At 73.8% G+C, this 25,887-nt stretch carries 22 protein-coding genes; 1 reads left to right on the top strand and 21 read right to left on the bottom strand.

The features are described 5' to 3' along the window. Window positions 1–15: 15 nt before the first annotated feature. The 20 genes from rpe to pyrR form a co-directional block, all read right to left on the bottom strand. A complete protein-coding gene (gene rpe / locus C2865_RS12300; protein ID WP_106398463.1) occupies window positions 16–711 on the bottom strand; it encodes a ribulose-phosphate 3-epimerase in 696 nt (231 codons plus the stop codon). A 12-nt stretch (window positions 712–723) separates the two neighbouring features. Further along, window positions 724–1,680: a phosphatase PAP2 family protein gene (locus C2865_RS41395; protein WP_106398462.1), complete on the bottom strand. Its 957-nt coding sequence runs from the start codon at window positions 1,678–1,680 to the stop codon at window positions 724–726. A gap of 46 nt (window positions 1,681–1,726) precedes the next feature. Then, window positions 1,727–3,145 (bottom strand): RsmB/NOP family class I SAM-dependent RNA methyltransferase, encoded by a 1,419-nt coding sequence (locus tag C2865_RS12290; RefSeq protein ID WP_106398461.1) that lies wholly within the window; start codon window positions 3,143–3,145, stop codon window positions 1,727–1,729. Between the two features lie 176 nt (window positions 3,146–3,321). Beyond that, window positions 3,322–4,248, bottom strand: coding sequence for a methionyl-tRNA formyltransferase (fmt, locus tag C2865_RS12285; RefSeq protein WP_106398460.1), 927 nt, complete (start codon window positions 4,246–4,248; stop codon window positions 3,322–3,324). 1 nt (window position 4,249) lies between these two features. Further along, window positions 4,250–4,795, bottom strand: a complete 546-nt coding sequence (gene def / locus C2865_RS12280) for a peptide deformylase (RefSeq protein WP_106398459.1) — start codon at window positions 4,793–4,795, stop codon at window positions 4,250–4,252. Window positions 4,796–4,923: 128 nt separating this feature from the next. Continuing rightward, window positions 4,924–6,657: a hypothetical protein gene (locus C2865_RS12275; RefSeq protein ID WP_157963675.1), complete on the bottom strand. Its 1,734-nt coding sequence runs from the start codon at window positions 6,655–6,657 to the stop codon at window positions 4,924–4,926. Between the two features lie 142 nt (window positions 6,658–6,799). After that, window positions 6,800–9,133 carry a primosomal protein N' gene (locus tag C2865_RS39340; RefSeq protein ID WP_157963674.1) on the bottom strand — a complete coding sequence of 778 codons (2,334 nt, stop codon included), beginning with the start codon at window positions 9,131–9,133 and terminating at the stop codon, window positions 6,800–6,802. A gap of 296 nt (window positions 9,134–9,429) precedes the next feature. Beyond that, complete coding sequence (gene metK / locus C2865_RS12260) at window positions 9,430–10,623, bottom strand: methionine adenosyltransferase (protein ID WP_106398455.1); 1,194 nt, start codon at window positions 10,621–10,623, stop codon at window positions 9,430–9,432. Window positions 10,624–10,810: 187 nt separating this feature from the next. After that, a complete protein-coding gene (gene coaBC, locus C2865_RS12255; protein WP_106398454.1) occupies window positions 10,811–12,013 on the bottom strand; it encodes a bifunctional phosphopantothenoylcysteine decarboxylase/phosphopantothenate--cysteine ligase CoaBC in 1,203 nt (400 codons plus the stop codon). An 11-nt stretch (window positions 12,014–12,024) separates the two neighbouring features. After that, window positions 12,025–12,297: a DNA-directed RNA polymerase subunit omega gene (rpoZ, locus tag C2865_RS12250; protein WP_106398453.1), complete on the bottom strand. Its 273-nt coding sequence runs from the start codon at window positions 12,295–12,297 to the stop codon at window positions 12,025–12,027. A 28-nt stretch (window positions 12,298–12,325) separates the two neighbouring features. Next, entirely contained in the window at window positions 12,326–12,931 is a 606-nt protein-coding gene (gene gmk / locus C2865_RS12245; protein WP_106398452.1) for a guanylate kinase, read from the bottom strand. 79 nt (window positions 12,932–13,010) lie between these two features. After that, a complete protein-coding gene (gene mihF, locus C2865_RS12240) occupies window positions 13,011–13,334 on the bottom strand; it encodes an integration host factor, actinobacterial type (RefSeq protein WP_106398728.1) in 324 nt (107 codons plus the stop codon). Between the two features lie 185 nt (window positions 13,335–13,519). Further along, the gene (gene pyrF, locus C2865_RS12235) at window positions 13,520–14,212 is read right to left on the bottom strand and encodes an orotidine-5'-phosphate decarboxylase (RefSeq protein WP_106398451.1); all 693 of its coding nucleotides are present in this window, start codon (window positions 14,210–14,212) and stop codon (window positions 13,520–13,522) included. Further along, window positions 14,209–15,204 carry a dihydroorotate dehydrogenase gene (locus C2865_RS12230; protein ID WP_106398450.1) on the bottom strand — a complete coding sequence of 332 codons (996 nt, stop codon included), beginning with the start codon at window positions 15,202–15,204 and terminating at the stop codon, window positions 14,209–14,211. Before C2865_RS12230 ends, pyrF begins: the two co-directional genes overlap by 4 nt. 43 nt (window positions 15,205–15,247) lie before the next feature. After that, on the bottom strand, window positions 15,248–16,138 hold the full coding sequence (locus C2865_RS12225) for an iron-sulfur cluster-binding protein (RefSeq protein ID WP_106398449.1): 891 nt from the start codon (window positions 16,136–16,138) through the stop codon (window positions 15,248–15,250). A gap of 26 nt (window positions 16,139–16,164) precedes the next feature. Next, window positions 16,165–19,476 (bottom strand): carbamoyl-phosphate synthase large subunit, encoded by a 3,312-nt coding sequence (carB, locus tag C2865_RS12220; RefSeq protein WP_106398448.1) that lies wholly within the window; start codon window positions 19,474–19,476, stop codon window positions 16,165–16,167. Next, on the bottom strand, window positions 19,476–20,606 hold the full coding sequence (gene carA / locus C2865_RS12215) for a glutamine-hydrolyzing carbamoyl-phosphate synthase small subunit (RefSeq protein WP_106398447.1): 1,131 nt from the start codon (window positions 20,604–20,606) through the stop codon (window positions 19,476–19,478). The genes carB and carA overlap by 1 nt, the downstream gene beginning before the upstream one ends. After that, window positions 20,603–21,907 carry a dihydroorotase gene (locus tag C2865_RS12210; protein ID WP_106398446.1) on the bottom strand — a complete coding sequence of 435 codons (1,305 nt, stop codon included), beginning with the start codon at window positions 21,905–21,907 and terminating at the stop codon, window positions 20,603–20,605. The genes carA and C2865_RS12210 overlap by 4 nt, the downstream gene beginning before the upstream one ends. Before the next feature lie 26 nt (window positions 21,908–21,933). Beyond that, on the bottom strand, window positions 21,934–22,869 hold the full coding sequence (locus tag C2865_RS12205; protein WP_106398445.1) for an aspartate carbamoyltransferase catalytic subunit: 936 nt from the start codon (window positions 22,867–22,869) through the stop codon (window positions 21,934–21,936). Beyond that, window positions 22,866–23,453, bottom strand: coding sequence for a bifunctional pyr operon transcriptional regulator/uracil phosphoribosyltransferase PyrR (pyrR, locus tag C2865_RS12200; RefSeq protein ID WP_198653215.1), 588 nt, complete (start codon window positions 23,451–23,453; stop codon window positions 22,866–22,868). Before pyrR ends, C2865_RS12205 begins: the two co-directional genes overlap by 4 nt. A 364-nt stretch (window positions 23,454–23,817) precedes the next feature. Here pyrR and bldD point away from each other — a divergent pair, with 364 nt between their 5' ends. Continuing rightward, window positions 23,818–24,312 carry a transcriptional regulator BldD gene (bldD, locus tag C2865_RS12195; RefSeq protein ID WP_106398443.1) on the top strand — a complete coding sequence of 165 codons (495 nt, stop codon included), beginning with the start codon at window positions 23,818–23,820 and terminating at the stop codon, window positions 24,310–24,312. Window positions 24,313–24,397: 85 nt separating this feature from the next. Here the strand turns inward: bldD and C2865_RS12190 are convergent, their stop codons facing one another. Beyond that, window positions 24,398–25,813, bottom strand: coding sequence for an MFS transporter (locus C2865_RS12190; protein WP_106398442.1), 1,416 nt, complete (start codon window positions 25,811–25,813; stop codon window positions 24,398–24,400). Window positions 25,814–25,887: the final 74 nt, after the last annotated feature.

Here is a 25,887-nt window from a genome sequence, read left to right as displayed (position 1 = left end):
GCCGGGGTCTCACCCTCAGCCCCTGCCGAAGCCGATCGGGCGCTCGGGGCGGACGGTCTTGTCGGCCAGGGCGCGCAGCTCGCGCACCGCCTTGTCCGGGTCGTCGGCGCCGTAGACGGCGCTGCCGGCCACGAAGACGTCGGCGCCGGCCTCGGCGGCGCGCTCGATCGTCTCGGCGGAGACGCCGCCGTCGACCTGCAGCCACAGGTCGAGGTCGCGGCCCTTGATCATCTCGCGGGCGCGGCGGATCTTGGGCAGCACCACGTCCAGGAACTTCTGGCCGCCGAAGCCGGGCTCGACCGTCATCAGCAGCAGCATGTCGAGCTCGCCGAGGATGTCCTCATACGACTCGACCGGGGTCGCCGGGTTCAGCGCCAGCGAGGCGCGGGCGCCCGCCGCGCGGATCATCCGCAGCGTGCGCACCGGGGCCTTGGCGGCCTCGGCGTGGATGGTGACGCTGCCCGCGCCGGCCTCGGCGTAGGCCGGCGCCCAGCGGTCGGGATCGGCGATCATGAGGTGGCAGTCGACCGGGATGCGGCTGTGCTTCAGGATCGACTCGACGATCGGCAGCCCCAGGGTGAGGTTGGGGACGAAGTGGTTGTCCATCACGTCGACGTGCACCCAGTCGGCGGCGTCGGAGACGGCCTCGATGTCACGCGCCAGGTGGGCGAAGTCGGCGGAGAGGATGCTCGGAGAGATCTGTGTTCCCATGATGCCCCGAGTCTAGGGTTCGGGCAGATCGGAGCGTTCACCCGGACGGGGGAGACGCCGGTGCGCCTTGTCCTCCCCCATGGCCGGCTCCGCCCGGCGGAAGACCGCCGGAGCGCCCAGGACCGCCCACAGGCCCGCCGCCGCGGCCAGGGCGAAGAGGGCGGGTGCGTAGGGTGTGCCGAAATTCACCAGGGCCAGGTGGGCGCCCCCGAGCACGGCGAGCGGGCCCGCGCCGATCAGGAGGCGCAGGACGGCGCGGCCCGGTCCGGCCGCCGGCGCCAGCGGCGGCAGGCCCGCCCGCGGGACCAGGCCCAGCAGGCAGCCCGCCAGGAAGCCGGCGCCCGTGGCGGCGTTGTCGGAGGAGATCCGCAGCTCGCTTCCCCCCTCCCGCAGGACGGCCTCGGTCCACGTCCGCGGGAAGGCGTCGTCGGCCAGGCCGCGGGCCGCCAGGAACGTCGCCGCCAGCAGGATCAGCGGCGGCGTGACCGCGGTGATCAGCCGCACGGCCCGGGTCTGCGCGCGCCACCAGCGGCCCAGCCGCCGCTCCCAGGCCATCGCCCCGGCCAGCAGCGCCAGGCCGATCGCCCAGCCGGCCAGGATCTGGCCCGGGGAGTGCACGCCCAGCGAGTAGCGCGACCAGCCGATGCCCAGCGCCAGCAGGGCCGCCGCCGTCCAGGCCGCGCGGCGCCCCAGCGTCCAGGCCAGCACGCCCCACACCACGACGGCGTTCTGCGCGTGGCCCGAGGGCATGCCGAACGACTCCACGGAGGCGCCGGGGTCGATCGACGGATCGGTCCAGTACGGCCGGGGCTCGGCCGTCCACAACTTGACGAGCTCGTTCAGCGTCCCGCTGATCATCAGCATCACCAGGCCCCGCACGCCCATGAGGGGGCTGACGCACCAGGAGAGGACGAGCAGGAACGGGACGTAGAACCCCGCACTTCCGATCGCCGAGAGTATCTGGTCCATCACTCATGATCGCATCGGCCGGGCGGTGCTCCGGACGCCCCCCGGCTCAGGAGGTGCGGCGCAGCAGGGCCAGGAACATCGCGTCGGTGCCGTGGCGGTGCGGCCAGAACTGGGCGTACGGGCCGGCGCCCAGACCGGACAGGCGCGGCGCCACCTGCGACAGGACGTCCACGGAGTCCAGCCGCTGGACGTCCTGGCGGGAGCGCAGCACGTCGTCGACGACCACCCTCGTCTCCGCCAGGTGCGGGGAGCACGTGACATACGCCACGACGCCTCCGGGGCGGACGGAGTCCAGGGCGGTGCGCAGCAGCTCGCGCTGGAGCGGGCCCAGCTCGGCGACGTTCTGCGGAGACCGCCGCCACCGGGCCTCCGGGCGGCGCCGCAGCGCGCCCAGGCCGGTGCACGGGACGTCCACCAGCACCCGGTCGAAGCTTCCGGGCTCCCAGGCGGGGCGGGTGCCGTCGGCGACGAGCACGGCCGTGCCGGGCGAGACCACCTTGCGCACCAGCTCGGCGCGGTGCGGCTGCACGTCGCAGGCCACCAGGCGTGCGTCCCGCTGCCCGGCCAGGCCCGACAGCAGCGCGGCCTTGCCCCCCGGGCCCGCGCACAGGTCCAGCCAGCGCGCGTCGGCGCCCTCGACGGGGACCGCGGCCAGCGCCAGCGCCACCAGCTGGCTGCCCTCGTCCTGCACCCCGGCCCGGCCCTCGCGGACGGCGGCGAGCTCGCCGGGATCGCCCTCGGGCAGGTAGGCGGCGTACGGGGAGTACGCGGCGGGGCCCGCGCCCAGCTCGTAGAGCTCCTCGACCGAGGCACGGCCCGGACGTGCCACCAGGGTGACGCCGGGACGCTCGTTGTCGGCGGCCAGGAGCTCCTCGATCTCGTCCCCGCCCACGGCGTCGCGCAGCGCGGAGACCACCCACTTGGGGTGGCTGTAGGTGACCGACAGGCGGCCCAGCTCGTCCTCGGGCGCGATGATCACCAGCCAGCTCGGCAGGTCCCGGCTCGTCACCCGCCGCAGCACCGCGTTGGCGAACTTCGCCTGCCCCGGCCCCGCCACCGACCGCACGAGGTCGACCGTGGTGGAGACCGCCGCGTGCGCCGGGATCCGCGTCCGCATCAGCTGGTGCACGCCCAGGCGCAGCAGGTCCCGCAGCGGCGCGTCGATCTGCGCCACCGGCCGGTCGCTGCACAGGTCGAGGATCGCGTCGTACGTCCCGCGTCCCCGCAGCGTCCCGTACGTCAGCTCCGTCGCCAGCGCCGCGTCGCGTCCGGACAGCCCGCGCTCGCGCAGCACCCTGGGCAGCAGGAGGTTGGCGTACGCGTCCCGCGTCTCCACCGCCCGCAGCACGTCGTAGGCGGCCTTGCGCACCGCGTCGCCGGGCGTCCTGCGCTGGGCCTGCCGCGCCGGCCTCCGGTTGTCGTGGCCCCGGTTCCGGTGCGTGCTCCGCCGCCGCTGCTCAGGCATTCCCTCTTCCTCTCAGTACAAGACCGCCTGAACCCGCGCCGGACGGCTCCCGGCCGCCCCACCGCTCAAGCATTCGTTCGTCTTCTTCACCGCTTCGCACCCTCCCCGCCCTGCCCGCCGGGCGGCGCGCCCCCGCCGGGCAGGCCTCGAGGCCTGCCGGGCGGGAGGGCCGGAGGTCACTGGAGACGGTCCTCCGGGGTGAGGCGGAGGCCGCGCGCCCAGTCCACGGCGCGCATGCGCTTCTTGCCGGGGGGCTGGACCTCGCCCAGGGCCACCGGATGGGTGGCGGTCCCGGCGAGGACCTCGGTCTTGGTGGTCTTCAGCTCGCCGGGGGCCAGCGGGCCCGCGCCGACGGCCAGGCGGACGGGGCCGAGCTTGAGGCGTTCGCCGCGGAACGTCGTCCAGGGGCCCGGGGCCGGGGTGCAGGCGCGGCAGAGGCGGTCGACCCGCATCGCGGGCGCCGTCCAGTCGACGCGGGCGTCCTCGGGGGTGAGCTTGGCCGCGTGGGAGACGCCCTCCTCCGGCTGGGGGACGGGGCTCAGGGCGCCGGCCTCCAGACCGTCCATGGTGTCGCGCAGCAGCCGGGCGCCCGCGTGCGCGAGGCGCTCCAGCAGGGCGCCGCTGGTGTCGTCGGGGCGGATCGGCTCGGTGAGGTGGCCGAAGACCGGTCCGGTGTCCAGGCCCTCCTCGATGAGGAAGGTCATCGCGCCGGTGATCTCGTCCCCGGCGAGCACGGCCCGCTGGACGGGGGCGGCGCCGCGCCAGGCCGGCAGCAGCGAGAAGTGCAGGTTGACCCAGCCCAGCCGCGGGATGTCCAGGGCCGCCTTGCGCAGGATCGCGCCGTAGGCGACGACCGGGCAGCAGTCGGGCGCCAGCTCCGCCAGCCGCTCCAGGAAGGCCGGGTCGTCGGCCTTGGCGGGCTTGAGCACCTCGACGCCGTGGGCCTCGGCCAGCTCGGCGACCGGGCCGGCCACCAGGCGCCGGCCGCGCCCCGCGGGGGCGTCCGGGCGGGTGACGACGGCGGCGACCTCGTGGTGGGAGTCCAGCAGCGCCTGCAGCGACGGCACCGCCGTCTCGGGCGTTCCGGCGAAGACCAGTCTCATCTCAGATCGCCCGCCCGAACGTGCGGTGCGGCGAGTCCCTGACCACCGGCGCGGGCTCGCCGAACCACTCGGCCTCCCGCACCGCCCGCATCGCGAGCTTGCGCTGCTCGGGGTCCATCCGGTCGATGAACAAGATGCCGTCGAGGTGGTCGGTCTCGTGCTGGACGCAGCGCGCCAGCAGCTCGGTGCCCTCCACCGTGACCGGCTCGCCGTGCATGTTGAAGCCCCTGGCCACCGCCCGGTAGGCGCGCGGCGTCGGGAACGACAGGCCCGGCAGGGACAGGCAGCCCTCCTCGCCGTCCTGCTGCTCCTCGCTGAGGTCCAGGGACGGGTTCACCAGGTGCCCGAGCCGGTCGTCCACGTAGTAGGTGAACACCCGCAGGCCCACGCCCAGCTGCGGCGCGGCCAGCCCCGCGCCCGGCGCGTCGATCATGGTGTCGGTGAGGTCCTTGACCAGCTGCCGCAGCTCCTTGTCGAAGTCCTTGACGGGCTCCGCAGGCGTCCGCAGCACCGGGTCACCGAACAAACGTATCGGCTTGACCGCCAAAGCCATCTCCTCAGGCAGAAGGTTCTCCGGATCAAGCCCAGTCTACGAGCGTCACCGGGCCGCTCCGGCCCTGCGCGGGAGCGGCCCGCCCCCGCTCGGCGGGGACGGGCCGTGCTCCGGCGCGGAGGCTACTTGGAACGGGCCTTGAAGGCGGCCTTGCGGGCGAGCTTGGCCAGCTCCTTGTCGTGGTGGTGCTCGCCGACGGCCTCCAGGACCTCCCCGACGTGCGGGTGGTCCAGCCGCCAGACGTTCTCGATCAGCGCGGTGAGGTCGGCGTCGACCTCGCTGTCGGCCAGCGCGACCTGGACGGCGTCGTGCGGGCCGACCGCCTCGATCATCCCGGCGAGGGTGTCGACGAACATCCACTGGAGGTCGTCCTCGGACGGGGCGGTCTCCTCGTCGCCGTGGGTGTTCAGCCAGATCGCCGCGTACGGGCGGGTCTCGCGGGCCCCCAGGGCGGCGCGGATCAGCGGCTCGGCGTCCTGGCCGACCTGCTGCAGCACGACGGCCGCGATGTTGCGCTGGGCCGGCAGGCCCTCGCGCATCAGCTCCAGCAGGCCGTCGGCGGCCTCGGCCGCCGAGCGCGCCGCCAGCCACAGGCCGATCTCCTGCTCCGCGGTGTCCTCGCGGTGGTGCACCAGGCCGCCCACCAGCTCCTCCGCCGAGCCCTCGGCGAGGTCGCCGATGAGCGGGGCGGTGTAGCCGTCGGCCAGCAGCAGCTCCCGGACCGCGTGGACGCCCAGCGGGGTGAGGGCGGTCTCGCCCTCGCCGTCCGGGGTCAGCGCGCCCCAGCGGGCCAGGCCGTCCAGCTCCAGGCGCAGCGCCTGCGGCAGGCCCTGGGCGAGGGTCGGGGCGTCGGCGATCTCGTAGCTGTCCTGCACGTGCTCGACCAGCCCGCTGACCAGCTCGCCGAACGGGGCCGCCGTGCCGTGCTCGTACAGGTGCAGCAGCACGCTGGGCAGCTCGCCCTGGCAGACCTCCAGCGGGCTGAGCGCGGCGTCCTCGGGGAACTCGCGGGTGACGACGCCGTCGAACAGCGCGACCCACAGGGCCAGCACGGCCTCGTCCTCGCCGGTCTCCGGCGCCTGCGCGCCGCGGGCGCGGCCGCCGTCGACCTCGATGAGGTCGGCGTGCCGCGCGGCGTCCCAGAGGCGCTCCAGATCCGGGTGCTCGCCGTCCTCGCCGGGCAGGCCGAGGGCCGCCGCGGCGGCCTTCACGTCGTCCTCGGTGAGCCGGTCCTCCTCCAGCGCGCGCCCGTCCGCCCAGGAGGCCAGCTCGAGCGCGCCGGTGAGCAGCGCGGACGCGCGGGCGGCGGCGGCCAGCTCGGCGCGGGGCGCCAGCCGGACGGGCGGCACCACGTTGTCGGCGGCGAACTGCCGCATGGTGCGCTCGAGCTTCTCCTCGTCGGAGAGCGCCTCGAACTCGCGCGCCCATGCCTCGACGGCCGCCTCGTCGTCGGGGTCCACCCCGTCGGCGGCCATCATCCGCAGGAACAGCTCGGCGGCGTTCCCGTCGTTCTCGGCCGACGCCTCCAGCGCCTCGGTGAACTCGGGCCCGACGGTGTCGAGCACGCCCTCCAGCTCGCGCACCCGCGCCCCGTCCAGCTCGCCGCCCTCGGCGAGGTAGGCCACCAGGTCGCGCGCGGCGCCCAGCACGGCCGGCCCGTCGTCGGGCCCGGCCACCACGTTCTCGGGGAAGTCCTCCAGCAGGATCTCCCGCAGCAGTTCCCCGTCCAGCTCAGCGGTCCGGTTCAGGTCGGCCAGCTCCACCAGGATCCGCGCCCCGTGCAGGTCGGCGCCTCCCCGCGTGGCGGCCCACGCCTCGAACCCTTCGACCGTCGTCTCCACCCACTTCTCAGCCACCGTCGTACCCTATGCCCCTCCCCGCCGTCCCTCGCGCCAGAACGCGAGGACCGCTCTCCCGGAACCTCCCCCGCCGCCCTCCGTTCCCGGATCCGTCACCCGGCCGTTCCGGAGGGCGCCGCCGCCTTCGGGCGGGCGGCGGTCAGAGGAGTTCGAGGGGGTCGATCTCGACGCGGACGGGATCGGAGGACCTGCGGGCGCTGCGGACGCCCTGTGCGGCCTTCAACGCCCTGGAGAGGGCCGGGGCCGCCGGGAAGGGGACGCGGAGGAGGGCGCGCTCGCGGCCGTCGGGGAGCGGGACGGGGCCGAGGACCTCGGCCTCCGGGGGGAGGGGGAGGGACAGGAAGTCGCGGAGCGCCTCGGGCGTGCCAGTGAGGGAGGCCATGCGGACCGTCGGAGGGAAACGCAGCTCGGCGCGCTCGGCGAGTTCGCGCTCGGCGAAGGTGACGGGGTCCCAGCGGACGGCGGCCTGCACGACGGGCAGGGCGGAGTCGGCGACGAGGACGACGCGGCCGTGCGGGCGGACGAGGGCGGCGGCGTTCAGCCAGCGGCGCAGCGCCTCCTCGTTGGCGCGCAGGTCGGCCCGGCCCAGCAGCGCCCAGCCGTCGAGCAGGAGGGCTGCGGCGTAGCCCTCCTCGGCGACCGGCTCGGCCCCCGGGGTGGAGACGACGAGTTCGGGCCTGCCTCCGACGGACGGCAGGACGCCGTCCCGTCCCGAGGTGCGCACGGTCACGCCGGGGAAGGCGCGGCCCAGCTCCTCGGCCGTCCGTCCGGCGCCGACGACGATCGCGCGGACCTGGACGTCGCCGCAGGTCGCGCACCTCCAGTCGCCCGCGAGCCTGCCGCACCACAGGCAGTTCGGGACGGAGTGCGAGGACGCCAGCGCCAGCGGCCCCGCGCACGCCGTGCACCGGGCGGGCTCCCGGCACCGGCGGCAGGCCAGCGCGGGCAGGTAGCCGCGCCGGGGCACCTGCACCAGCACGGGCCCGTCGGCGAGCGCCTCCCGCGCGGTGCGGAACGCCAGCGCGGGCAGCCGCGCCGTCCGCGCCGCCTCGTCCCGGGCCAGCTCCGCGTCGTCCCCCGCGGGCCGGATGCGCGGCATCCACTGCCGCACCGTCTCCCGCGCCGCCACCAGCCCGTGCGCCCACCCCTCGGCGACGAGCCGCGTCGTGTCGGCCGTCCGGCTGATCCCCCCGAACAGCACCGCGGCCCCAGCCCTGTGCGCCCGCAGCGCCAGCACCTCCCGCGCGTGCGCGTAAGGCGCGTGCGGCTCGGCGTGCACGTCGTCCCCGTCGTCCCACAGCACCACGAGCCCGAGCTCCCGCACCGGCGCGAACACCGCGGCCCGCGTCCCCACCACGACCCGCGCCTCCCCCCGCAGCACCCGCAGCCACTCCCGGTACCGCTTCTCCGGCCCGACCTCCGCCGTCAACACCACCCAGGCGGCCCCCACCTCCGAGGCAGGAACCGGCTCCTCCGCACCGGTGGCCGAGGCAGCCGCCCCGGAGGCCCGAACAGCCGCCGCACCATCCATGCCCGAGCCCGAGGCGGCACCCGTCTCCCCCGAAACGGTGTTCGCAGAGGCGGCCACACCGGAACCCGAGGTAGCACCCGGCTCTCCCGAAACGGGAACCGGCTCCTTTGCGCCTGGGTCCGCAGGGACGGCCGTACCCGAGCCCGAGACGGCGTCCGGCTCCTCCGGAGTGGAAACCGGCTCCCCCGTGCCGGGGTCCGGGGCGGGGGGGTGGGTGAGCTCCCGGGCGAGGGCGGTTTCGATGCGGGCGGCTTCGCGGCCGTCGGCGACGACGATGAGGGTGCCGCGGCCGGAGGCGAGGGCGGCGCGGGCGGCGCGGGCGACGGCGGCGGGCCAGTCGGGGCCGGGGAGGGCCGTCCAGACGGCGCGGGGGGAGCGGCCCTCGGCGAGGGCCGCCAGGAAGGACGGGCCCGCGGGGTAGTCGGCCCAGGGGCCGGGGTCGGCCGGGGCGGGGACGCAGGACGGGCCGGGGACGGACGGCCGCTTCTCCGCGCGGGCGTGGCGGGGCGGGATCGCCAGGCGCAGGACGTCGGAGAGGGTGCCGGCGTAGCGGTCGGCGAGCTCGCGGGCGAGAGCGGCGGTCTCGGGGGTCAGGACGGCCTCCGGCGAGGTCACCCGCTCCAGGAACAGCAGCCGCCCCCCGTGCTCGCTCCCGGCGACCCGCTCCAGCAGGTAGCCGTCCACGAGCTGCCCCGCGAACCGCACCCGCACGCGGCAGCCCGGCACCGCCTCGGCGTCCAGCCGCGCGGGCACCAGGTAGTCGAACGGCCGGTCCAGATGCGCCAGCGGGATGTCGACGGCCACCCGCGCGACGGGCAGCTCGGCCGCCGCGTCCGGCACCCCCTTGCGCCGCGCCGGCCCCCGCCCGGCCCCGCCGGCACGCGCCTTCTCCGGCACTCCCGGAACGACCTCCAGCCCCGGGATCAAGCCGTCCTCACTCACCCCACACACCTATCACCCGTCGGCCGTCCCCCGAGCCCGCCGCGCCTCCCTGTGGACCGCCGGCACCCGACCACGCAGGCCCCGGGCGGCCGCCCCGACCGCGCAACGACCGGACCCCGCACACGGCGACGGCCGCGTCCGAAGGGGCTGCTCATCTCCGGCGTCCGCCCGCGCGTCTCCGGCGTCCGCCCGCGCGCGGTGACGGGCATCCCTCAGGAGGCACGGTCATGCCGGGCGGCGGCCGCCTGTACGCGGCGACGGCCCGCTCCCGAAGGGGCGGGCCGTCGGGGCGGGGGTTACAGGCCGGCGGCGGCGCGGAGGGCGTCGGCGCGGTCGGTGCGCTCCCAGGAGAAGTCGGGCAGCTCGCGGCCGAAGTGGCCGTAGGCGGCGGTCTGGGAGTAGATCGGGCGCAGGAGGTCGAGGTCGCGGACGATGGCCGCAGGGCGGAGGTCGAAGACCTCCAGGACGGCCTGCTGGAGCTTCTCGATGGCGACCTTCTCGGTGCCGAAGCCCTCGACGAAGACGCCGACGGGCTGGGCCTTGCCGATGGCGTAGGCGACCTGGACCTCGGCGCGGTCGGCGAGGCCGGCGGCGACGATGTTCTTGGCGACCCAGCGCATGGCGTAGGCGGCGGAGCGGTCGACCTTGGACGGGTCCTTGCCGGAGAAGGCGCCGCCGCCGTGGCGGGCGTAACCGCCGTAGGTGTCGACGATGATCTTGCGGCCGGTCAGGCCGGCGTCGCCCATCGGACCGCCGATCTCGAAGCGGCCGGTCGGGTTGACCAGCAGCCGGTAGCCGTCGGTGTCGAGCTCGAACTCGGCGAGCACCGGGTCGACCACGAGCTCCTTGATGTCGGGGGTCAGCAGCTCCTTGAGGGAGATGTCGGGGGCGTGCTGGGAGGAGACCACGACGGTGTCGAGGCGGACGGCCCTGGCGCCGTCGTACTCGATGGTGACCTGGGTCTTGCCGTCCGGGCGCAGGTAGGCGACCTGGCCCTCCTTGCGCACCTGCGACAGCCGCTGGGCGAGGCGGTGCGCGATGGTGATCGGCAGCGGCATGAGCTGCGCGGTCTCGTTGGTGGCGTAGCCGAACATCAGGCCCTGGTCGCCGGCGCCCTGGCGGTCGAGGTCGTCGCCGGCCTGCTCCTCGCGCGACTCGTAGGCGTCGTCGACGCCCTGGGCGATGTCGGGCGACTGGGCGCCGATGGAGACCGACACGCCGCAGGAGTGGCCGTCGAAGCCCTTGGCCGAGGAGTCGTAGCCGATCTCGAGGATCTTCTCGCGGATGACACCGGGGATGTCCACGTAGGTCTCGGTGGTGACCTCGCCGGCCACGTGCACCTGACCGGTGGTGATCATGGTCTCGACGGCGACCCGGCTCTTCGGGTCGTCCTTGAGCATGGAATCGAGGATCGCGTCACTGATCTGGTCCGCGATCTTGTCCGGGTGGCCCTCGGTGACCGATTCAGAGGTGAAGAGGCGACGGGACACTACGTGAACTCCTTGCAGCGGCTGCTGACTCACCAGTAGCAGATGGTTGGCGGTGCTCCGGGCGGACCGTCACGGCAAGGCCGGCCCGGACCGAAGGGCAGTCTAGTCACACGGCGCGGGATCGGCATGGCCGGGCGACGGACGACCGCGGCGGAGCGGGGGTCGGCCGCCGCCGCGCGGGCGTCCCTCAGCCGAGCAGGGCCGCGATCTCGTCCCAGACGACGGCGGCGAGCGCCTCCTTGGTGCCGCGCGGGATCTCCCGCTCGCTCCCGGAGGCCGACAGCACCACCCCGGCGTTGTCGGGGGCGCCGAAGGTGAGGTCCTCCCCCACCTGGTTGACCACGAGCAGGTCGCAGCCCTTGCGCGCGAGCTTGGCCCGCCCGTGCGCCAGGACGTCGTCGGTCTCGGCGGCGAAGCCCGCGATCACCTGGCCGGGCGCGCGGCGCCCGACGAGCTCGGCGAGGATGTCGGGGTTCTGCACCAGCTCGATCCGCGGGACGTCCGTCTCGTCCTTCTTCTTGATCTTCGACGTGGCCGATGTCACGGGCCGGAAGTCGGCGACGGCCGCGGCCATCACCACCGCGTCGGCCGAGGCGGCGGCGGCCAGGACGGCGGCGCGCATCTCCAGCGCGGAGCCGACGCGCTCGACGCGCACGCCCGCCGGGTCGGGCAGCGCGGTGTTGGCCGCCACGAGCGTGACCTCGGCCCCCCGGGCCGCGGCGACCTTGGCCAGGGCGTACCCCTGCAGCCCGGACGAGCGGTTGCCGATGAAGCGCACCGGGTCGATGGGCTCGCGGGTGCCCCCGGCCGAGACGACGACGTGCCGTCCCGCGAGGTCCCGCGGGGCTCCGGCCAGGACGCGCAGCGCCACCTCGAACAGCTCCGCGGCATCGGGCAGCCGCCCGCGCCCGGTGTCCTTGCCGGTCAGCCGCCCGGAGGCGGGCTCGACGACGATGTCGCCGCGCTCGCGCAGCGTCGCCACGTTGGCCCGGGTCGCCGGGTGCTCCCACATCTCGGTGTGCATGGCGGGGGCGAACACCACCGGGCACCGCGCGGTGAGCAGGGTGTTGGTCAGCAGGTCGTCGGCCAGGCCGTGCGCGGCCCTGGCCAGGAGGTCGGCCGTGGCCGGCGCGACGAACACGAGGTCGGCCTGCTGGCCGATGCGCACGTGCGGCACGTCGGCGACGCCGTCCCAGACGGAGGTGGCCACGGGCTGGCCGGACAGCGCGGCCCAGGTCGGCTCGCCGACGAAGCGCAGCGCGTCCGCGGTGGGCACGACCTTGACGGAGTGCCCGGACTCGGTGAGCCGCCGCAGCAGCTCGCACACCTTGTACGAGGCGATCCCGGCGCCGACGCCCAGGACGACTCGCGGCTTGTCCTGCTCGGCCACGGCGGGAGTGCTCAGCCCTCGGTGGGCTCGGTGTGCAGGAGACCCTCGCGCACCTCGCGCAGCGCGATGGACAGGGGCTTCTCCTGGACCTGGGTCTCCACCAGCGGCCCGACGTACTCCAGCAGGCCCTCGCCGAGCTGGGCGTAGTAGGCGTTGATCTGCCGGGCCCGCTTGGCCGCGATGCTCACCAGGCCGTACTTGGTGTCGACGACCTCCAGGAGTTCGTCGATCGACGGGTTGGTGATGCCTTCGCTGTTGGCTGCCACTCTGACGCCTTTCCGCATGCTCAAGTGCTCAATGGGTTCCGAGTGCTCAATGGTCAGCCATCAAGCCTAGCAGCTCGTCGCAGACGCCCTGCACGGAATGGTTGACGAGGGTGAGGTCGAACTCCTTCTCGGCGGCCAGCTCGACGCGGGCCGCCTCCAGCCGGCGCTCGATCACGTCCGGCGGCTCGGTGCCGCGGCCGGTGAGGCGGCGCACCAGCTCGTCCCAGCTGGGCGGGGCGAGGAAGACCAGCAGCGCCTCGGGCATGGTCTCGCGCACCTGGCGGGCGCCCTGCAGGTCGATCTCCAGCAGCGTGGGCACCCCGGCGGCCAGCCGCTCCTCGACGGGGCGGCGCGGCGTCCCGTAGCGGTTGCCCGCGAACTCCGCCCATTCCAGCAGCTCGCCGGAGGCGACCAGGCGGTCGAAGCCGGCGTCGTCGGTGAAGTGGTACTGCACCCCGTCCGTCTCGCCCGGCCGGGGCCTGCGCGTCGTCACCGAGACCGAGAGCCACACCTGGGGGTGGTGCTCGCGGAGCCGTGCCACGACGGTGCTCTTGCCGACGCCGGAGGGTCCGGACAGGACCGTGAGCCGGCGGGACGGGCCCGGCGGGGTCTCGGGGGCCGCGGAGGAGGCCGCGGATTCAGTGGTGTCCATCGCGGTTCAGGTTTATCACGGTGGAACACCCTGCCGGGTCAGGACCTGGCGGCCCGACCCGGCGGGATGGGGCGGCCCGCTACTTGAGGCCGCCGCCGAACTCGCGCTCCAGGGAGGCGCGCTGGTTGGCGCCCAGGCCCCGCACCCGGCGGGACTCGGCGATACCCAGACGCTCCATGATCTGCTTGGCGCGAACCTTGCCCACGCCGGGAAGCGATTCCAACAGGGCCGAGACCTTCATCTTCCCGACGATGTCATCGGTCTGTCCCGCTTTGAGAACCTCGGAGAGGGAGATTCCCCCGTGCTTGAGCTTGTTCTTGACCTCAGCGCGCTCACGGCGGGCCAGAGCGGCCTTTTCCAGGGCCGCGGCACGCTGTTCGGGGGTTAGGGGCGGAAGAGCCACGCCGGTCACCTCGCGTTTTCCACTCGACGGAGTCGGACGCCCCGGAAACTAGCGACTTACCCCCCGATAAAGCAACGTGATCGGCAGTTTATCCCGCCAGAAATTCACGAAATTCTCTATCAGCAATCGAGTCGTCACGCTCCGTTGATCACGGAGGCTCCCCGCCCCGGCTGCCTGGTCTTTCTTCAGCCCTGCCCGCGCAGGCTCGCGGCGAGCTCCGCGGCGGCCGCCGCGGGGTCCGCGGCACGGGTGACGGGCCGTCCGACCACGAGCAGGTCGGCGCCCGCGGCGAGGGCCTCCCGGGGGGTCGCGACGCGCGTCTGGTCGTCCCCGGCGGCCCCGCGCGGCCGGACTCCGGGGGTGACGAGGTCGATGCCGGGGCCGACCTCCGCGCGGATCGCGGCGACCTCGTGGGCCGAGCAGACCAGGGCGCGCGCCCCCGCGCCCACGGCCAGCGCGGCGAGCCTGCGCGCGGCGTCCCGGGCGGGCCCGGCCAGGCCGACGGCCGCCAGGTCGCCCTCGCCCAGCGAGGTGAGCACGGTGACCGCCGTGATCTTCGTCTCGGGCGCGGCGGCGACCGCGGCCTTGACCATGTCGGCGCCGCCGGAGGCGTGCACCGTCAGGTAGTGCGGGGCGAGCCCGGCCACGGCCGCGGCGGCCGCCCCCACGGTGGCGGGGATGTCGTGCAGCTTCAGGTCGAGGAAGATGCTCTCGCCGCCCGCGGCGCGCACCCGCGACACGACCTCGGACCCGTACCGCAGGTAGAGCTCCAGGCCCACCTTGAGGGTGCTGACGTGCGGGCTCACCTGCCCGGCCCACCGTGCGGCGACGGCCAGGTCGTCGGTGTCCAGCGCGATCGCGACGGGTGCGGGGGTCATCTCAGCTCCTTGATCGGTTCCTGGGGGCCGCGCACGATCTGCGGGGGCAGCGCGGCGGTGGCGCGGTGCGCCAGCCCGACGGCGTCGGCCAGCCGGGTGATGCCGTGGGCGGTGAGGGCCTCCTCCAGCTCCCTGGTGATCCGCTGGGGGGCCGAGGGGTCGTGCAGGAGGGTCGTGCCCACGGAGACGGCGCTGGCGCCCGCCACGACGAACTCCAGGGCGTCGCGCCCGGTGGCCACGCCCCCGCCGCCGACGATCGGTATTTCCGGCAGGGCGGCGTGCACCTGATAGACGCAGCGCAGCGCGACGGGCCGCAGGGCCGGTCCGGAAAGGCCGCCCGAAACCCCGGTGAGGGCGGGACGCAATGTGTGCGGGTCAATGGCCAGACCGGACATGGTGTTGATGAGGGAGAGGCCCGTCGTACCCGCATCCGCACAGGCAAGGGCAATTGTGGCGATATCGGTTACGTCTGGCGAAAGCTTCGTCAATACCGGGGTATCCCGATGAATTGCACCGCGCACGACCCGCACCACCTCCGCCGCGGCGGAGGGGGAGGCCGCGAACATGCGCCCCCGGTCCTCGGCATTGGGGCAGGCCACGTTCACCTCGACCGCGGCGACGGCCGACGCCTGCGGTGACTCCGCCAGCCGCCGCGCCACCTCCCCGAACTCGCCCAGGGTGTTGCCGCCGACCGAGACGACCACCCTGACGTCCTGTCCGGAAAGCCACGGCAGCTCCCTGGCGAGGAAGGCGTCGACGCCCGGCCCCGGCAGGCCCATGGCGTTCAGCACCCCGCTGGGCGTCTCGGCGATGCGCGGTGTCGGCCGGCCCGCCCGCGGCTGCAGCATCACCGAGCAGGTGATGAAGGCCCCGAGCCGTGCCAGATCGGTGAACTGCGCCAGCTCCCTGCCGGTGCCCCCGCACCCGGAGGCGGACAGCACCGGGTTGGGCAGGGTGACGGCGCCGATCCGGGTACTCAGGTCCAAGACGATCCTCCGTCGCGCGCGCGGGCGGCCCGGCGGGCCTGGGACAGGGTCACGGCGCCGGCTCCAGCGGCGTCTGCGGGGCGCGGGGGCCGCCCAGGGCGTCCAGCGGGATGGTGCCCAGGTCCGACCAGCGCACGCGCTCTCCGCGCAGCACGGGCCCCTCCGTGCACGCGCGCGCCATGCGGGTGTGCCCGTCGTCGCCGATCACCGGCAGCACGCACGACAGGCAGGTGCCGATCCCGCAGGCGGCCGTGTCGGCCAGCCACTCCCCCACGCTCACCTGGCAGGGGATGCCCAGCGCCGCGGAGACCGAGGCGACCGAGCCCAGCAGCGCGGTGGGCCCCGCGGCGTAGACCACGTCGGCGGACGTCTCCTCGATGACGCGCGGCAGCACGTCCGGGATGGTGCCCGCCACGCCCAGCGAGCCGTCGCGGGTCACCACGGTGGCGCTCTCCCCGATGCGCTGGGCGCTGCGGGCGCCGAAGACCTCGTGGGCGCGCGGCGCGCCGAGCACGAAGTGCACCTGGCAGTCGCGCCTGCGCAGCGCGTCGGCCAGCGAGAACAGCCCGGACGAACCGTGCGCGCCGCCCACCAGCAGGCAGGACGCCGGGTCGCGGGGCAGCGGGAACGGCCTGCCCAGCGGCCCCAGGACGTCGAGGGAGTCCCGGGAGCGGCGCCCGGCCAGCCACTCGCCGCCCGGGTCGCCCGCCTCGAAGACGAACTCCACGGTGCCGCCGTAGTCGGACTTCACCTCGTAGATCGGGAAGCAGCGGCGGGCCAGGAGCGAGGTGTGCTCCCCGCCCACCGCGACGGCCAGGAACTGGCCGGGGCGGAACCGCTCGGCGACCGCGGGGGCCACCAGGGTCATCGCGTGATAGGCCGCCACCTGCCGGACCGTGAGCACGGTGCCGGGTGACTGGACTGGTCCCTCGGCGGAGATGGCGGCCTACCTCTCTGTCGTCTTGCCTACCGGGCTGCCCGCTCGCCGCGCAGGCGCCGGGCGTGCTCCTGGAGCGAGCGCACCCCGATGTCGCCCCGGGACACGGCCTCGATCCCCTGGACGGCCGCCGCGAGCCCCTGCACCGTGGTGACGCAGGGCACGCCGCGCACCACCGCGGCGGTGCGGATCTCGTAGCCGTCCAGCCGTGGCCCGGGCTGTCCGGGGCCACCGAACGGAGTATTGACGATGAGGTCCACTTCGCCGTCGAGGACGCGCCGCACGACGGTCGGTTCGCCGTCGGGGCCGGGGCCGTCGCTGTGCTTGCGGACCACCTTGGCATGAACGCCGTTGCGGCGCAGCACCTCGGCGGTGCCCGAGGTGGCCAGGATCTCGAAGCCCAGGTCGGCCAGGCGCTTCACCGGGAAGATCATGTGGCGCTTGTCGCGGTTGGCCACCGAGACGAACACCCTTCCCTTGATCGGAAGCGAGCCGTAGGCGGCCGCCTGCGACTTGGCGTAGGCGGTGCCGAAGACCTCGTCGATGCCCATGACCTCGCCGGTGGAGCGCATCTCCGGGCCCAGGACGGTGTCGACGCCCTGGCCCTGGGCGTTGCGGAACCGGTTGAAGGGCAGCACCGCCTCCTTGACCGCGATCGGCGCGTCCAGCGGCAGCGTCCCGCCGTCGCCGGCGGCCGGCAGCAGGCCCTCGGCGCGCAGCTGCGCGATCGTGGCGCCCATCATGACCCGCGCGGCGGCCTTGGCCAGCGGCACGGCCGTGGCCTTGGACACGAACGGGACGGTGCGCGAGGCGCGCGGGTTGGCCTCCAGCACGTACAGGACGCCCGCGGACAGCGCGTACTGCACGTTCATCAGGCCCCGCACGCCGATGCCCCGCGCCAGGCGCAGCGTCGACTCGCGGATGCGCTTGATGTCCTCGCGGCCCAGCGTGATCGGCGGCAGCGCGCACGCCGAGTCGCCGGAGTGGATGCCGGCCTCCTCGATGTGCTCCATGACGCCGCCGAGGTAGAGCTCGGTGCCGTCGAAGAGGGCGTCCACGTCGATCTCGATGGCCTCGTCGAGGAAGCGGTCGACCAGCACCGGCCGGTCGTGGCTGACCTCGGTGGCGGTGGACATGTAGGCGACCAGCCCGGCGTCGTCGTAGACGATCTCCATGCCGCGCCCGCCCAGCACGTAGGAGGGGCGGACCAGCACCGGGTAGCCGATCTCGTTGGCGATCGCCACGGCCTCCTCGGCGGAGGTGGCGGTGCCGTGCTTGGGCGCGGGCAGCTCCGCGCGGGCCAGCACGTGGCCGAACGCGCCGCGGTCCTCGGCCAGGTGGATGCTCTCGGGGCTGGTGCCCACGATCGGCACGCCCGCGTCCTTGAGCCGCTGCGCCAGGCCCAGCGGGGTCTGCCCGCCGAGCTGGACGATCACGCCCGCGACCACGCCGGTGCGCTGCTCGGCGTACACGACCTCCAGCACGTCCTCCAGGGTGAGCGGCTCGAAGTACAGCCGGTCGGAGGTGTCGTAGTCGGTGGAGACCGTCTCGGGGTTGCAGTTGACCATGACGGTCTCGTAGCCGGCCTCGGACAGCGTGAAGGAGGCGTGGACGCAGGAGTAGTCGAACTCCACGCCCTGGCCGATGCGATTAGGCCCCGAGCCGAGGATGAGGACCTTGGGCCTGGAGCCGACCGGGACCTCGGTCTCCTCGTCGTAGGAGGAGTACAGGTACGGGGTCTGGGCGGCGAACTCCGCGGCGCAGGTGTCGACCGTCAGGTAGACCGGCCGCACGCCCAGGGCGTGGCGGACCTCCCGGACGACCTCCTCCGACAGGCTGCGCAGCTGGCCGATCTGGGCGTCGGAGAAGCCGTGCCGCTTGGCGGCCAGCAGCTTGTCGGCGGTCAGCGCGTCGTCCGACAGGCGGATGTCGGCGGCGACCTCGTTGATCGCGACGATCTGGTCGAGGAACCACGGGTCGATGCCGGTGATCGCGTAGACCTGCTCGATGCCCGCGCCCGCCAGCAGCGCCTGCTGGACCTCGTGCAGCCGCCCGTCGTGCGGGACGCGGATGCGCTCGAGCAGCTCCTCCAGCGGCGGCGGGGCGGTGTCCCAGGAGAAGGAGGTGCCCTTCTGCTCAAGGGAGCGCAGCGCCTTCTGCAGCGCCTCGGGGAAGGACCGGCCGATGGCCATGGCCTCGCCCACGGACTTCATGTGGGTGGTCAGGCGGGGGTCGGCGCCGGGGAACTTCTCGAACGCGAACCGCGGCACCTTGACCACGACGTAGTCGAGGGTCGGCTCGAACGACGCCGGGGTGACCTTGGTGATGTCGTTGGGGATCTCGTCCAGGGTGTAGCCGATCGCCAGCTTGGCCGCGATCTTGGCGATCGGGAAGCCGGTCGCCTTGGAGGCCAGCGCCGAGGAGCGGGAGACCCGCGGGTTCATCTCGATGACGATCATGCGCCCGGTGGACGGGTGCACCGCGAACTGGATGTTGCAGCCGCCGGTGTCCACGCCGACCTTGCGGATGACGGCGATCGCCACGTCCCGCATGTGCTGGTACTCGCGGTCGGTGAGCGTCATCGCCGGGGCGACGGTGATGGAGTCGCCGGTGTGCACGCCCATCGGGTCGAGGTTCTCGATGGAGCAGACGACCACGACGTTGTCGTTGCGGTCGCGCATCAGCTCCAGCTCGTACTCCTTCCAGCCGAGGATGGACTCCTCCAGGAGCACCTCGCTGGTCGGGGAGGCGGCCAGGCCCGCGCCGGCGATCTGGCGCAGCTCCGCCTCGTCGTGGGCGAAGCCGGAGCCGAGGCCGCCCATGGTGAAGGACGGCCGGACCACGACCGGGTAGCCGAGCTGCTCGGTGGCGGCCAGCACCTCGTCCATGGTGTGGCAGATGACGCTGCGGGCGACCTCCGCGCCGATCTCCTCGACGATGCCCTTGAAGATCTCGCGGTTCTCGCCGCGCTGGATGGCGTCGAAGTTCGCGCCGATCAGCTCGACGCCGTAGCGCTCGAGCACGCCCGCCTCGTGCAGGGCGACGGCGCAGTTGAGCGCGGTCTGCCCGCCCAGGGTGGGCAGGAGCGCGTCGGGCCGCTCCTTGGCGATGATCTTCTCGACGGTCTCGCGATTGATCGGCTCGACGTAGGTGGCGTCGGCGAACTCCGGGTCGGTCATGATGGTCGCCGGGTTGCTGTTGACCAGGATGACCCGCAGGCCCTCGGCCTTGAGCACCCGGCAGGCCTGGGTGCCGGAGTAGTCGAACTCGCAGGCCTGGCCGATGACGATCGGCCCGGAGCCGATGATGAGTACGGACTTCAGATCCTCGCGCCCGGGCATCAGGCACCTTCCCCAGGGTCGGTCGAACGGTGGTGCTGCATGAGGGCGCAGAACTGGTCGAACAGCATGGTCGAATCATGCGGTCCGGCCGCGGCCTCGGGGTGGTACTGGACGGAGAAGGCCGGGCGGTCCAGCAGCCGCAGGCCCTCGACGCAGCCGTCGTTGAGGTTGACGTGCGAGACCTCTGCGCGCCCGAAGGGCGTCTCGAACGGTCCGTCCAGGGGCGCCTCCACGGCGAACCCGTGGTTGTGCGCGGAGATCTCGACGCGGCCGGTGCGGCGGTCCTGCACCGGCTGGTTCACACCGCGGTGGCCGAACCGCAGCTTGTAGGTGCCCAGGCCCAGGGCCCGGCCGAAGATCTGGTTGCCGAAGCAGATGCCGAAGGTCGGCTTGCCCGACGCCAGGACGCCGCGCATCGCCGCGACGGGGCCGTCGGCCGTGGCGGGGTCGCCGGGGCCGTTGGAGAAGAACACCCCGTCGGGGTTCAGCGCCAGGATCTGCTCGGCGGTCGCGGTGGCGGGCAGGACCGTCACCTCGCAGCCGCGCTCGGCCATCCGGTAGGGCGTCATCGCCTTGATGCCCAGGTCGACCGCGGCGACCCGGAAGCGGGTCTCGCCGCGGGCGGGGACGGTGTAGGGCTCCTTGGTCGCCACCTCGGCGGCCAGGTCCGAGCCGGCCATGCCGGGGCTGACCAGCACCCGCGACAGCAGGGCGCGCGGGTCGGCCTCCACCGAGGAGATGCCGGCGCGCATCGCGCCGCGGTCGCGCAGGTGGCGGGTCAGGGCGCGGGTGCCGGGCATCGCGATGCCGACCACGCCGTGGTTCTTCAGCTCCTGGTCCAGGGAGCGCTGCGCGCGCCAGTTGGAGGCCACCCGGGCGGGCTGGCGCACCACGTAGCCGGCGACCTGGACGCGCCCGGACTCGGGGTCGAGGTCGTTGACACCGGTGTTGCCGATGTGCGGCGCGGTCATCGCGACGATCTGGCGGTGGTAGGACGGGTCGGTGAGCGTCTCCTGGTAACCGGTCATCCCGGTGTTGAAGACCACCTCACCGAAGGTCTCGCCTTCCGCGCCGAACGACTCGCCGCGGAACACGCGGCCGTCTTCCAGGACGAGTATGGCCTGGGTCATACGAGTTTTCCTTCCAGCACGGTGGGGCGGCCCCGCAGGAACGTGGCGACCACCCGACCTGGCAGTTCTAGGCCGGCGTAAGGGGTGTTCCGGCTCTTGGAGGCGAAGGACGACGCGTCGACCTGCGCCCGGTACTCGGGGTCGTAGAGGGTGATGTTGGCCGGGGACCCCGGCTCCAGCGGGCGGCCCTGGCCCTCGAGCCGCCCGATCTCCGCGGGCCGGGCGGACATGCGGTCGGCGACCTGGGCCCAGTCCAGCAGGCCGGTGTCGACCATGGCGGCCTGCACGACCGGCAGCGCCGTCTCCAGGCCGATCATGCCCATCGCGGCGTCGGCCCACTCGGTCTCCTTGTCCTCCACGGCGTGGGGGGCGTGGTCGGTGGCGACGCAGTCGATGGTGCCGTCGGCCAGGCCCGCGCGGACGGCGTCCACGTCGGCCCGGGTGCGCAGCGGCGGGTTGACCTTGTAGAGGGGGTCGTAGGAGCGCCCGGCCGGGGAGCGCTCGCAGCAGGCGTCGGTGAGGAAGAGGTGGTGCGGGGTCACCTCGGCCGTGACGTTCCAGCCCTTGCCCTTGGCCCAGCGGATCAGCTCGACCGACCCGGCCGTCGAGACATGGCAGACGTGCAGGCGCGACCCCACATGCCCGGCGAGCAGGCAGTCGCGGGCGATGATCGCCTCCTCGGCCACGGCGGGCCAGCCGCGCAGGCCGAGCCGGTCGGAGACCTCGCCCTCGTTCATCTGGGCGCCCTCGGTGAGGCGGGGCTCCTGGGCGTGCTGGGCCACGACGCCGTCGAAGGCCTTCACGTACTCCAGCGCCCGGCGCATGATCACCGCGTCGGAGACGCAGTGGCCGTCGTCAGAGAAGACCCGCACGTTCGCCGCGGAGTCGGCCATCGCGCCGAGCTCGGCGAGCCTCTTGCCGGCGATGCCCTCGGTGACCGCGCCGACCGGGTGCACGTCGCAGTAGCCGTGCTCGCGGCCCAGCCGCCAGACCTGCTCGACGACGCCGGCGGTGTCGGCGACGGGATCGGTGTTGGCCATGGCGTGGACCGCGGTGAACCCGCCCTTGGCGGCGGCCTGGGTGCCGGTGAGGACCGTCTCGTTGTCCTCGCGGCCCGGCTCGCGCAGGTGGGTGTGCAGGTCCACCAGGCCCGGCAGGGCGATCAGCCCGGCGGCCTCCACGGTCTGCGCGCCCTCGGCCGCCAGGCCGGTGCCGACCTCGGCGATCCGGCCGTCGCGCACCAGGATGTCGCGGGGCTCGCCGCCCAGGATCCGGGCGTTCTTGATGAGAAAGGTGCTCACTGGGTCCTCTGCTTCTCGCTCGCTGCTCACTCGCCGGCCCCGATCGCGGGCTCTGATCCGCCCAGCAGCAGGTACAGGACGGCCATGCGCACGCTGACGCCGTTGCCGACCTGCTCGACGATGGTGGACCGGGTGGAGTCGGCCACCTCGGCGGCGATCTCCACACCCCGGTTCATCGGGCCGGGGTGCATGACGATGGCGTGTTCGGGCAGGTGCGCGTACCGGTCGGCCGACAGGCCGTAGCGGCGGCTGTACTCGCGGACCGTGGGGAAGTAGGCGGCGTTCATGCGCTCGCGCTGGACGCGCAGCATCATGACCGCGTCGCTCTTGGGCAGGGTGCCGTCCAGGTCGTAGGAGACCTCGCAGGGCCAGGTGCCCACCGAGACCGGCAGCAGCGTCGGCGGGGCCACCAGGGTGACCTGGGCGCCCAGCGTGGACAGCAGCAGCACGTTGGAGCGCGCCACCCGGCTGTGCAGCACGTCGCCCACGATGGTGATCCTGCGCCCGTCCAGGTCGCCCAGGTGGCGGCGCATGGTGAAGGCGTCCAGCAGGGCCTGGGTGGGGTGCTCGTGGGTGCCGTCGCCGGCGTTGACCACGTTGCCGTTGACCCAGTCGGCCAGCCGGTAGGGCGCGCCGGACGCGCCGTGCCGGATGACGACGCCGTCGGCGCCCATCGCCTCCAGGGTCAGGGCGGTGTCCTTGAGGGACTCGCCCTTGGAGACGCTGGAGCCCTTGGCGGAGAAGTTGATCACGTCCGCGGACAGGCGCTTGGCGGCGGCCTCGAAGGAGATGCGGGTGCGGGTGGAGTCCTCGAAGAAGAGGTTGACCACGGTCCGGCCGCGCAGCGTCGGCAGCTTCTTGACCGAGCGGCTGGAGACGCGGGCCAGCTCCTCGGCGGTGTCGAGGACCAGCAGCGCGTCGTCCCTGGACAGGTCGGCCGCGGAGATCAGGTGGCGTTTCACTTGCCGTCATCCCCCTTGGGGTCCGTCTTGGGGCCCAGCAGGACCGCGTCGCGTCCGTCCACGTCGCCGAGCAGGACCTTGACGGTCTCCTTCAGCGAGGTGGGGAGGTTCTTGCCGACGTAGTCGGCGCGGATCGGCAGCTCGCGGTGGCCCCGGTCGACCAGGACCGCGAGCTGGACGGCGCGGGGCCTGCCGAGGTCGTTGAGGGCGTCCAGGGCCGCGCGGATGGTGCGGCCGGAGAAGAGCACGTCGTCGACGAGGACCACGACCTTGTCGTCGATGCCGTCGCCGGGGAGCTCGGTGCGGCCGATCGCGCGGGCCGGCTTCATGCGCAGATCGTCACGGTACATCGTCACGTCGAGCGATCCGCAGGGGATCTTCAGCCCCTCCACCTCCTCGAGGCGGCGGCACAGCATGCGGGCGAGGTTCACGCCCCGCGTCTGCACGCCCAGCAGGACGACGTCCGAGCCGCCCTTGGTGCGTTCGAGGATCTCGTGCGCGATCCGGGTCAGGGCCCGGCGGATCTCCGGGGCCTCCAGAACCGCCTTGTACTGCGGTTGCTCCTGATTTCGGGCAGCGCTCACCGCCGTCAACCTCCTTTCCCGCCTCACGGGACGGGCCTTAAAGGACGTGATGCCTTCTTTACGGTATCAGCCCCCTTACCCGGTTCCGCGCGTACCCGCCGGGTTCATAAGAGCAGGTGAGAGGGCTCACACCCGGCCCCGGGACGGGCGGGAACGCCCTTGGGGGCGGGTCCGTTCACCCTGCGGAGGGTCAGCCTGCGGTGACAGGTTCGACCTGATTTTTCCGAACAGCTTGACCTTTGGCCGTCTCCGTTTTACCGTCACTGTCCGTAACCATACTCAGGGTGGTCATCCGATCTCATCGGAACCCCGGTCCGCCCTGTGACAACGTCCGTCGAGAAAATGAGCCTGGGGGGCCGCAAAGATGCCGTCTGAATACGCGAAGGCTCTGGGCGCGAGACTTCGCGCCATCCGCACCCAGCAGGGCCTGTCCCTGCACGGCGTGGAGGAGAAGTCCCGCGGCCGCTGGAAGGCCGTCGTCGTTGGTTCGTACGAGCGGGGCGACCGCGCCGTCACCGTTCAGAAGCTGAACGAGCTCGCCGAGTTCTACGGCGTGCCCGTCAACGAGTTGCTCCCCGGCGGCGCCGCGCCGAGCCCCCTGGGCCCGACGCCGAAGCTCGTCATCGATCTGGAGCGCCTCGCCCAGCTTCCGAAGGACAAGGCCGGTCCCCTCGCCCGGTACGCAGCGACGATCCAGTCCCAGCGTGGCGACTACAACGGGAAGGTCCTGTCGATCCGGCAGGAGGACCTGAGGTCGCTGGCAGTGATCTACGACAAGTCCCCGGCCGAGCTGACCGAGGAACTGATCAACTGGGGCGTGCTCGACCCGGAGGCGCGCCGCGCCGTCGAGAGCTTCTGAGCCGCTCCCGGTTCCACCCGGGTTCGCCGAAGGCCCGGTCCCCGTCCGCGGGGGCCGGGCCTTCGGCTTCGCGGCGGGCCGCCGCTCAGAAGGCCGCGGGCGGGCCGTCGGGCTGCTCCGCCCGCGGCTCGTCCGGGACCGCGGGGCGGCGGGGCGCCAGGAGCGCGACGGCCAGGATGGCCAGCGCCAGGGCGCCGCAGACGGCGAAGGCCAGCACGAAACCGGGCCGGGCGAGGGCGTAGGCGGCCACGAGGATCGCCGTCAGCTGGGTGCCCAGGCCCGCGCCTACCGTGCGCAGCAGGGTGTTGACGCCGGTCGCCACGCCCGTCTGGGAGACCGGGACGGCCGACACGACGAGGGTGGCCACCGCCGCGTACGCCATGCCGAGGCCGGCGCCGCGCAGCACGTTGGTGAGCAGGAGCTGCCACAGCTCGGCGTGCCACAGGACCAGGACCCCGTAGCCGGCCGCGGTGAGCGCCGCGCCCGCCGCCAGGACGGCGCGGGCGCCGAACCGCCGGTCGAGCCTGCCGTTGACCAGGCCCATGAGCGTCATCGCGACGCTCGCGGGCAGCGCGACCATCGCGGTGTCGGTGGCGGTGCCGCCGAACCCGAAACCGTCCTTCTCCGGCATCTGGATCAGCAGGGGGAAGAGCACGCCCGACGCCATCAGGCAGAAGCCCGCCAGCAGCGAGCCGAGGTTGGCCGTCCAGACGCCGCGCAGGCGCATCAGCCTCAGGTCCAGCAGCGGGTCGGGCACCGTGGCCTCGACGTACGCCCAGACCGCGGCGCCCGCGGCCGCGCCCGCCAGCAGGCCCAGCACGGGAGCGGACGTCCAGCCCCACGAGGAGCCCTGGGTCAGGGCGGTGAGGGCGGCGGTGAGCCAGCCGCCGAAGAGCAGCGCCCCCCACCAGTCGACGCCCTTCCCCGGCTCCCCCGGGACCGGGGGCAGCGCCCGCCGCGCCAGGAACGTTCCAGGCAGCAGGATGACCGCGGGCACCCAGACCAGCCACCGCCACCCGAGGTGGTCGATCACCGGCCCCGCGATCACCCATGACACCACCCCGCCGAGCCCGAGCATCGCCGACATCAGCCCGATGGCCGACGCCGCCCGCTCCGCCGGGTGGCCCTTCCGGATGATCGTGTAGGCCAGCGGGAACACCCCGCTGCCGACCCCCGCCAGCACCCGCCCCGCCAGCAGCACCGGCAGGCCGTTCGCCAGCGCCGACACGACCTGCCCCGCGATCCCGACCGCCAGCACCCACAGCAGCACCCTGCGCGCCCCCAGGAGGTCGCCCAGCCGTCCCGCGACCGGCGTGGCCACCGAGGCGCTCAGCACCATCCCCGTGACGCTCCACGCGGCCCCCGCCGCGCTCGTCCCCATCTCCGCCTGCAGAGCGGGCAACGCCGGCGTCATCACGGCCATCGGCAGCGAGTACGCCATCACCCCCAGGAACGCCAGCAGCGGCACCACCGACCGCCCACCCGCCCCAAATGACCCCATAGCCGGATCAGACTGCCATAGCCCCCACCGCTCCCCGGCGGCGGCGGGGCCCGCCCGGCGTGAAGGGGCGTCCT

It is taken from the genome of Actinocorallia populi (genome assembly GCF_002995495.1).
In the GTDB taxonomy this organism is placed as follows: Bacteria; Actinomycetota; Actinomycetes; order Streptosporangiales; family Streptosporangiaceae; genus Actinocorallia; species Actinocorallia populi.
Note: the sequence above shows the minus strand (reverse complement) of the source record. Positions and strands in the feature narration are given on the sequence as shown.

Excerpts from the sequence above, each read along its gene's own strand:
- rpoZ (WP_106398453.1), bottom strand. The coding sequence starts at position 12,297 with ATGCGGAAAGGCGTCAGAGTGGCAGCCAACAGCGAAGGCATCACCAAC.
- C2865_RS12290 (WP_106398461.1), bottom strand. The coding sequence starts at position 3,145 with ATGCCTGAGCAGCGGCGGCGGAGCACGCACCGGAACCGGGGCCACGAC.
- pyrF (WP_106398451.1), bottom strand. The coding sequence starts at position 14,212 with ATGACCCCCGCACCCGTCGCGATCGCGCTGGACACCGACGACCTGGCC.
- carA (WP_106398447.1), bottom strand. The coding sequence starts at position 20,606 with ATGACCCAGGCCATACTCGTCCTGGAAGACGGCCGCGTGTTCCGCGGC.
- C2865_RS12190 (WP_106398442.1), bottom strand. The coding sequence starts at position 25,813 with ATGGGGTCATTTGGGGCGGGTGGGCGGTCGGTGGTGCCGCTGCTGGCG.
- fmt (WP_106398460.1), bottom strand. The coding sequence starts at position 4,248 with ATGAGACTGGTCTTCGCCGGAACGCCCGAGACGGCGGTGCCGTCGCTG.
- gmk (WP_106398452.1), bottom strand. The coding sequence starts at position 12,931 with ATGGACACCACTGAATCCGCGGCCTCCTCCGCGGCCCCCGAGACCCCG.
- bldD (WP_106398443.1), top strand. The coding sequence starts at position 23,818 with ATGCCGTCTGAATACGCGAAGGCTCTGGGCGCGAGACTTCGCGCCATC.
- C2865_RS41395 (WP_106398462.1), bottom strand. The coding sequence starts at position 1,680 with ATGGACCAGATACTCTCGGCGATCGGAAGTGCGGGGTTCTACGTCCCG.
- carB (WP_106398448.1), bottom strand. The coding sequence starts at position 19,476 with ATGCCCGGGCGCGAGGATCTGAAGTCCGTACTCATCATCGGCTCCGGG.
- rpe (WP_106398463.1), bottom strand. The coding sequence starts at position 711 with ATGGGAACACAGATCTCTCCGAGCATCCTCTCCGCCGACTTCGCCCAC.